General features: G+C 56.5%; 7 protein-coding genes and 1 other annotated feature. Of the genes, 4 read left to right on the top strand and 3 right to left on the bottom strand.

Translation table 11 applies throughout. The features are described 5' to 3' along the window. Nucleotides 1-419 precede the first annotated feature (419 nt). The 3 genes from clpB to rluD all read right to left on the bottom strand — a co-directional run bounded on the left by clpB (nt 420) and on the right by rluD (nt 4,832). Nucleotides 420-2,993 (bottom strand): ATP-dependent chaperone ClpB, encoded by a 2,574-nt coding sequence (gene clpB, locus ACJ8IL_RS24685; protein ID WP_025301647.1) that lies wholly within the window; start codon nt 2,991-2,993, stop codon nt 420-422. A gap of 130 nt (nt 2,994-3,123) precedes the next feature. Then, nucleotides 3,124-3,855, bottom strand: a complete 732-nt coding sequence (gene yfiH / locus ACJ8IL_RS24680) for a purine nucleoside phosphorylase YfiH (protein WP_197836100.1) — start codon at nt 3,853-3,855, stop codon at nt 3,124-3,126. Beyond that, complete coding sequence (gene rluD / locus ACJ8IL_RS24675) at nt 3,855-4,832, bottom strand: 23S rRNA pseudouridine(1911/1915/1917) synthase RluD (protein ID WP_025301645.1); 978 nt, start codon at nt 4,830-4,832, stop codon at nt 3,855-3,857. The genes yfiH and rluD overlap by 1 nt, the downstream gene beginning before the upstream one ends. Nucleotides 4,833-4,963: 131 nt before the next feature. Here rluD and bamD point away from each other — a divergent pair, with 131 nt between their 5' ends. The 4 genes from bamD to pheA all read left to right on the top strand — a co-directional run bounded on the left by bamD (nt 4,964) and on the right by pheA (nt 7,798). Beyond that, a complete protein-coding gene (bamD, locus tag ACJ8IL_RS24670) occupies nt 4,964-5,695 on the top strand; it encodes an outer membrane protein assembly factor BamD (protein ID WP_197836102.1) in 732 nt (243 codons plus the stop codon). 312 nt (nt 5,696-6,007) lie between these two features. After that, complete coding sequence (raiA, locus tag ACJ8IL_RS24665; protein ID WP_004932457.1) at nt 6,008-6,349, top strand: ribosome-associated translation inhibitor RaiA; 342 nt, start codon at nt 6,008-6,010, stop codon at nt 6,347-6,349. A 122-nt stretch (nt 6,350-6,471) separates the two neighbouring features. Continuing rightward, nucleotides 6,472-6,598 (top strand) — a sequence feature (Phe leader region). After that, nucleotides 6,473-6,520, top strand: a complete 48-nt coding sequence (locus tag ACJ8IL_RS24660) for a hypothetical protein (RefSeq protein WP_101428074.1) — start codon at nt 6,473-6,475, stop codon at nt 6,518-6,520. Its footprint overlaps the feature before it by 48 nt. Before the next feature lie 42 nt (nt 6,599-6,640). Then, nucleotides 6,641-7,798 carry a bifunctional chorismate mutase/prephenate dehydratase gene (pheA, locus tag ACJ8IL_RS24655; protein WP_025301644.1) on the top strand — a complete coding sequence of 386 codons (1,158 nt, stop codon included), beginning with the start codon at nt 6,641-6,643 and terminating at the stop codon, nt 7,796-7,798. Nucleotides 7,799-7,921 lie beyond the last annotated feature (123 nt).

Here is a 7,921-nt window from a genome sequence, read left to right as displayed (position 1 = left end):
TTTTGCATCCGAAGATGCTGGATATCGTCTTGTGGAGTGCCCACACAGATTGTCTGATAAATTGTTAAAGAGCAGTGCCGAGAAACTCATCGGCGCGGGCTGCGTATATTACGCTTTTCGCCCTGAGAGTCAAGCGTTTATTTCGCTTTCTTCTCGCTGACCCGGCGGCTTGTCAGTCGTTGTTCCCGGTCAGTGGAGGCGCATTATAGGGAGTTCTCGGCGGGCCGCAACCCCTAAATGCAAAAAACTTTTCAAGCGTTCAAATAATCACCAAAAATGCCTTTTTAGGATGTTTATTAGTCAAAAAATACCAGTTTTAACACAGTAATAGCGGCAAACCCTGTAAACAGGGACAAACGAAGATAAAGAAAAGGGAGCGGTCACCCGCTCCCTTTCATCTTTATTACGCTCGATTGCCGTTATTGGCGTGCAACGATATGGTCGTTTTCCACATCCAACGTGACCAGCTTGCCAGGGATCAGCTTGCCGGACAGTATTTGCTGCGCCAGCGGGTTCTCGATCTCCTGCTGAATAGCGCGTTTCAACGGACGCGCACCATATACAGGGTCGTAACCCGTTTTGCTCAACAGCGCCAGGGCCGGTTCGGTCATGGTCACTTCGTAACCGCGCTCTTCCAAACGTTTGTACAGACGCGACAGCTGAATCTTGGCGATCGCGGCGATGTGTTTCTCGCCCAGTGGGTGGAACACCACCACTTCGTCGATACGGTTGATGAACTCCGGACGGAAGTGGTGACTCACCATCTCCATCACCGACTCTTTCATCTGCGCGTAGTTCATCTGACCGAAATGCTCCTGGATCAGATCGGAGCCCAGGTTGGACGTCATGATCACCACGGTATTGCGGAAATCGACGGTACGGCCCTGGCCATCGGTCAGGCGGCCGTCATCCAACACCTGCAACAGAATATTGAACACGTCCGGATGCGCTTTCTCGACTTCATCCAGCAGAATCACCGAATAAGGCCGGCGACGTACGGCTTCCGTCAGGTAGCCGCCTTCTTCATAACCGACATAACCCGGAGGCGCACCGACCAGACGCGAAACGGAGTGTTTCTCCATAAACTCGGACATATCGATACGTACCATGGCGTCGTCGCTGTCGAACAGGAACGAAGCCAGTGCCTTGCAGAGCTCGGTTTTCCCCACCCCGGTCGGGCCGAGGAACAGGAACGAACCGATCGGCCGGTTAGGATCGGACAACCCCGCACGGCTGCGGCGGATCGCATTGGAGACCGCGCTGACCGCTTCGTCCTGGCCAATAACCCGCGAATGCAGCTCTTGCTCCAGGCGCAGCAGCTTGTCGCGCTCCCCTTCCAGCATTCTGGCGACCGGGATCCCGGTTGCACGCGCCAGCACTTCAGCAATCTCCGCATCGGTCACCCGGTTGCGCAGCAGCTTCATGCTCTTGCCTTCGGCCTGCGTGGCGGCGGCGAGCTGTTTCTCCAGCTCAGGGATTTTGCCGTATTGCAGTTCTGACATCCGCCCCAGATCGCCGACGCGACGCGCCTGCTCCAGGGTGATTTTGGCCTGCTCGAGTTCGGCCTTGATGTTCTGGGTGCCGGAGAGCGAGGCTTTTTCCGCTTTCCACTCTTCTTCCAGCTCCGAATATTCGCGCTCTTTCTGCCCCAGCTCATCGCTGAGCATGTCCAGGCGTTTCTTACTGGCGTCGTCAGACTCTTTATTCAGCGCCTGCTGTTCCAGCTTCAATTGGATAATGCGGCGCTCAAGCCTGTCGAGCGACTCCGGCTTGGAGTCCATCTGCATGCGAATGCTGGACGCCGCTTCGTCGATCAGGTCGATAGCCTTGTCCGGCAATTGACGATCGGCGATATAGCGGTGCGAAAGCGTTGCCGCCGCCACGATGGCCGGGTCGGTGATCTGCACATGGTGGTGCAGTTCGTAACGTTCTTTCAAGCCGCGCAGGATAGCGATGGTGTCTTCCACGCTCGGCTCCGCCACATACACTTTCTGGAAACGGCGTTCGAGCGCCGCATCCTTCTCTATATACTGACGATACTCATCGAGCGTAGTCGCGCCAACGCAGTGCAGCTCGCCGCGCGCCAGCGCCGGTTTGAGCATGTTGCCCGCATCCATGGCACCATCCGCCTTACCGGCGCCGACCATAGTGTGCAGTTCGTCGATAAACAGGATAACGCTGCCTTCCTGCTTGGCCAGATCGTTGAGCACGCCTTTCAGGCGCTCTTCAAACTCGCCGCGGTACTTGGCACCGGCGATCAAGGCGCCCATATCGAGGGACAGTACGCGCTTGTGCTTCAGCCCTTCCGGCACTTCGCCGTTGATGATGCGCTGCGCCAGGCCTTCGACGATGGCGGTTTTACCCACGCCGGGTTCGCCGATCAGCACCGGGTTGTTTTTGGTACGACGCTGCAGCACCTGAATGGTACGACGGATCTCTTCGTCACGGCCGATTACCGGGTCAAGTTTGCCCTGCTCGGCGCGTTCGGTCAGATCGATCGTGTATTTCTTCAATGCTTGCCGTTGGTCTTCGGCGCCTTGGTCTTCCACGCTGTCACCGCCTCTCATCTGTTCAATGGCTTTGCTGATTTTGTCGGCCGTCGCGCCGGCCGCTTTCAACAAGTCGGTCAACGAGCCGCGGTCTTCCAGCACCGCAAGCACAAACAGCTCGGAAGAAATGAATTTGTCCGCGCGCTTCTGCGCCAGCTTGTCGCACAGATTCAAGACGCGCACCAGCTCGTGGGACGGTTGAACGTCGCCACCGGTGCCTTCTACCTGCGGTAAACGGGACAGTGCCTGTTCGATTTCGGTGCGCACACGCCCGGCATCGATACCTGCGGAAGTTAATAGTGGACGAACCGTGCCCCCTTCCTGATTGAGCAGGGCGCTCATCAGATGTAGCGGTTCAATAAACTGGTTGTCGTGCCCAAGGGCTAGTGACTGGGCATCGGCGAGGGCAAGCTGGAATTTGTTGGTAAGACGATCCAGACGCATAACACCTCCAAGATGGGTCGAAATTGCTACTGGAGATTAAATGAGGTCATCCCTCAAATTTTCAAGGTTATCTCGACGCTAAATTTTCGGTACAACGCCATGCGTCGTTGGATCGTCCTAATTCAATAGGTTATATCAGCCAGATTAAACTTGCCAGACGTCCGGTTATTCCATCTCGTCGATAGGAGAAAAAATGGCTCGTTTCGTTAACCGTGCAGCGATCGCCGCCGTAGATGGCCTGCACGCCTGCCCGCAACAAGCGTTGGCGAGCCAGCAGGTAGATATTAGCCAAAAACTTATCGCCGTGCGGGGTAAATGCCGCTGCGGCCTCAGCATCTTCCGCCATGAAAGCGGCCCGCACCTCTGGCCCGACCTCAAACTGCTGCGGACCGATCGCCGGCCCCAGCCAGGCGCTAATCTGGCTCGGTGCGGCGCTGAACGCCGCCACGGTTTGCTCCAGCACGCCGTGGCACAATCCGCGCCAGCCGGCGTGGGCGGCAGCCACTTCGTCACCGTGCTGCGAGCAGAACAACACCGGCAGACAATCCGCCGTCATCACGGCACACACCTGCCCCGGCACGTTGCTATACACCGCATCCGCTCGCAGATCGGCGGGCGCTTGCCCCGTCAACGTCACCACACGGGTGCCATGTACCTGCTCGAGCCATACCGGCATCTGCGGCAAGCCGGCGGCGGTAACCAACCTTTCCCGATTGCGCTTCACCGCTTGCTCCTCGTCACCCACGTGAGTGCCGAGGTTCAGCGAGTCATAAGGCGGCAGGCTGACGCCGCCGCCGCGCGTGGTACTGCAAGCTTTAACACCGGGAGGCAACGGCCAGTCGGGCAGAATGAGCGCGTTCATTACCAGTCCATCTGATCTTTGAATTCTTCGGTGTCCGCCTTCAGCGCGTTGATCAGATCAACCATGTCCTGCGGCAGCGGCGCATGCCACTCCATCTGGATGCCGCTGATCGGATGATACAAACGCAGCATGGTGGCGTGCAGCGCCTGACGGTCAAAGCCGCGCAGCGTGCTGATGAAGGCTTCCGAAGCACCTTTAGGCGGACGTGGACGGCCGCCGTACAGCGGATCGCCCACCAGCGGATGGCTGATATAGGCCATGTGCACGCGGATCTGGTGAGTACGGCCGGTTTCCAGGCGCAGGCGCAGGCGAGTATGCGCACGGAAGTGTTCCATGATGCGGTAGTGCGTTACCGCCGGCTTACCCATCGGGTGCACCGCCATGTGGGTACGCTTGGTGGAATGGCGCGCGATAGGCTCTTCTACCGTACCGCCGGCGGTCATGGTACCGATCGCCACCGCTTCGTATTCACGGGTGATTTCACGCGCCTGCAGCGCCTCCACCAGCCGGGTTTGCGCCGGCACGGTTTTCGCCACCACCATCAGGCCGGTGGTGTCTTTATCCAGACGGTGCACGATGCCGGCACGCGGCACGTCGGCAATTTCCGGGTAGTGATACAACAGCGCATTGAGCACCGTGCCATCCGGGTTACCGGCGCCAGGATGCACCACCAAATCGCGCGGTTTGTTGATCACCAGGATGTCGCTGTCTTCATAGACGATATCCAGCGCGATATCCTGTGGCTCCCAACGCGCCTCTTCTTCAATCTGTGCATCGATGGCGACTGTCTCTCCGCCCAGCACCTTCTCTTTCGGTTTGTTTGACGTTTTGCCATTGACCTTCACCCGATCGCCCAGGATCCACTCTTTTATGCGAGATCGTGAATAATCAGGGAACAATTCGGCCAAAGCCTGATCTAAACGTTGTCCGAGTTGAGATTCGGCCACCGTTGCGGTGAGTTGTACTTGTTGTGCCATATGCAGCTTCTTCGTTAACGTTGGGTTTTCACGGCGATGCCGTTTAATATAATGTGCTATTGTACCTGGTCTTTGTCGGGAGCTTAACGGACAGTCTCCCGGAATAACACCCTGAGGATAATCAAAACGTCATGACGCGTATGAAATATCTGGTGGCGGCAGCCACGTTGAGCCTGGCGCTGGCAGGTTGCTCCACATCCAAGGATGCGGTTCCCGACAACCCACCTTCGGAAATCTATGCTACCGCGCAGCAAAAACTGCAGGACGGTAACTTCAAGGGCGCGATTACGCAACTCGAAGCGTTAGATAACCGCTATCCTTTCGGGCCGTATTCCCAGCAGGTCCAGCTGGATTTGATTTACGCCTACTATAAGGCCGCCGACTTGCCGATGGCTCAGGCATCCATCGATCGCTTCATGCGTCTGAACCCGACGCACCCGAACATCGATTACGTGATGTACATGCGCGGCCTGACCGACATGGCGCTCGATGACAGCGCGCTGCAGGGCTTCTTCGGGGTTGACCGTTCTGACCGCGATCCTCAGCACGCTCGCGCTGCGTTCCGCGACTTCAGCCAGTTGATTCAGCAATACCCGAACAGCCAATACGCGACCGACGCCAACAAGCGTTTGGTGTATTTGAAAGACCGCTTGGCCAAGTATGAGCTTTCGGTGGCGGAATACTACACTAAACGCGGTGCTTACGTCGCGGTCGTTAATCGCGCCGAACAGATGTTGCGTGAATTCCCGGATACCAAAGCGACGCACGACGTGTTGCCGCTGATGGAAAATGCCTACGAGCAGCTGCAGCTGAACGGCCAGGCTGACAAAGTGGCCAAAGTGATCGCCGCCAACCCGCAATAAGCGCGCGTCGGTAACGGCAGAAAAACAAAACGGCAGCCTCGGCTGCCGTTTTCATTGGCGTCGACCTGGTTTTCACTGGAAAAATACACAAGTAAAAACACGGTGTTAGCTAGCGCTCCTCACCGGTCAACTCATCGATAATGCGCCATCCGGCGGCAACTCTCAAGCATTAGATAGCCAATTCAAATGCTGAATCACAGATTGAACTAACTTTGCAAAAAGTGACAAAAAATCGTGATTTACATCACGCATTTAAACAAAAAGCGGGGTATGCTGGGTTCACCAAGACGGAAAGACAGAGAGGTAAGTTATATGACATTGAACATTACCAGCAAACAAATGGATATCACTCCCGCAATCCGCAATCACGTCGAAGACCGTCTCACCAAACTGGAAAAATGGCAGACCCAGCTGATAAACCCACATATCGTCTTATCTAAAGAACCGCAGGGGTTTGTCGCCGACGCTACCATTACCACGCCTAACGGCCCGCTGGTCGCCAGCGCCAAACATGATGACATGTACACCGCCGTTAATGAGCTGATCGCCAAGCTGGAACGCCAGTTGAACAAGGTGCAGCATAAAGGCGAAGCGCGCCGCTGCAATGCCAGCGTGAAAGACATCGTGCCGGAAGTCACGCAAGAGCAGGAATAACCGTCCGACAGCGATTGCCGCATCAAACGCGCCCGAGGGCGCGTTTTTTGTCGGGTATTTTTGTTGACGGGGTAAAAGCCAGCGGTTACTTTAAAACCTGTTCGCATTAACCTTAGGTAGACCATGCCACGCACACCGTTTTTCTTCGCATTCTTTTTTACCTTCCCCTGACTGGGAGGCGTTTCGTCGTGTAAGAAAGAATGCGAAGACGAACAACAAAGCCTCCTGGAAACAGGAGGCTTTTTTTATGGCTGTTTTACAACGAATAAGAACTGAAGGCGGAAGCTGATTATGACTGACAACCCGTTATTGGTGCTGCGCGAGCGCATCAGCGCACTGGACTTGAAACTGTTGGCCCTGCTGGCGGAACGCCGTGAGCTGGCGATCGAAGTCGGCAAGACCAAGCTGCACTCTCATCGCCCGATCCGCGATAAAGAGCGCGAGCGCGATCTGCTGGATGCGCTGATCGCCGCCGCCAAGCCTTACGACCTGGACGGCTTTTACGTCACCCGCCTGTTTCAACTGATCATCGAAGATTCCGTCCTGACCCAGCAGGCGTTGCTACAGCACCAGCTCAACCCCGTCAGCCAACATTCCGCCCGCATCGCCTTCCTCGGCCCAAAAGGCTCTTACTCACATCTGGCAGCACGCCAATACGCTGCCCGCCACTTCGATCAGCTGATCGAATGCGGCTGCCAGAAGTTTCAGGATATCTTCACCCAGGTGGAAACCGGCCAGGCGGACTATGCGATTCTGCCTATCGAGAACACCAGCTCCGGGTCGATTAACGAGGTGTACGATCTGCTGCAGCACACCAGCCTGTCGATCGTCGGCGAACTGACCAACCCGATCAACCACTGCGTTCTGATTGCCGGCGACAGCGATCTGAGCCAGATTGAAACCGTCTACAGCCACCCGCAACCGTTCCAGCAGTGCAGTCAGTTCCTGAACCGCTTCCCACACTGGAAAATCGAATACACTGAAAGCACAGCGGCCGCGATGGAGAAAGTCGCCAAGCTGAATTCGCCGAAGGTGGCTGCTCTGGGCAGCGAAGCCGGCGGCGCACTGTATGGGCTGCAGGTGCTGGAACACAACCTCGCCAACCAGCAGCAGAACATCACCCGTTTTATCGTCCTGGCGCGCAAAGCGATCGACGTCTCCGAACAGGTGCCGGCCAAAACCACGCTGATCATGGCGACCGGCCAACAATCCGGCGCACTGGTCGAAGCGCTGCTGGTACTGCGCGACAACGGCATCATCATGACCAAGCTGGAGTCACGCCCGATCAACGGCAATCCGTGGGAAGAGATGTTTTATATCGATGTGCAGGCCAACCTACGCGCCGAGGCGATGCAAAAAGCGCTGCGCGATCTGACGCCAATCACCCGCTCGCTGAAGGTGCTGGGCTGTTACCCGAGCGACACCGTGGTGCCGGTCAACCCATCCTGAAACCATAAAAAATCTATGGTCACCCCCGTTTTTGCAACACCGATTTTGATTTATGATGGGCTTGCTTAAATCTATACGGCGTCTGATGGGTAACACTGCGTTACCCGCGCCACGATGAAGTCC

It is taken from the genome of Serratia sp. CY47444 (genome assembly GCF_052168635.1).
Classification (GTDB): domain Bacteria; phylum Pseudomonadota; class Gammaproteobacteria; order Enterobacterales; family Enterobacteriaceae; genus Serratia; species Serratia bockelmannii.
Note: the sequence above shows the minus strand (reverse complement) of the source record. Positions and strands in the feature narration are given on the sequence as shown.

Coding starts and splice junctions, on each gene's coding strand:
- clpB (WP_025301647.1), bottom strand. CDS start 2,993: ATGCGTCTGGATCGTCTTACCAACAAATTCCAGCTTGCCCTCGCCGAT.
- yfiH (WP_197836100.1), bottom strand. CDS start 3,855: ATGAACGCGCTCATTCTGCCCGACTGGCCGTTGCCTCCCGGTGTTAAA.
- rluD (WP_025301645.1), bottom strand. CDS start 4,832: ATGGCACAACAAGTACAACTCACCGCAACGGTGGCCGAATCTCAACTC.
- bamD (WP_197836102.1), top strand. CDS start 4,964: ATGACGCGTATGAAATATCTGGTGGCGGCAGCCACGTTGAGCCTGGCG.
- raiA (WP_004932457.1), top strand. CDS start 6,008: ATGACATTGAACATTACCAGCAAACAAATGGATATCACTCCCGCAATC.
- pheA (WP_025301644.1), top strand. CDS start 6,641: ATGACTGACAACCCGTTATTGGTGCTGCGCGAGCGCATCAGCGCACTG.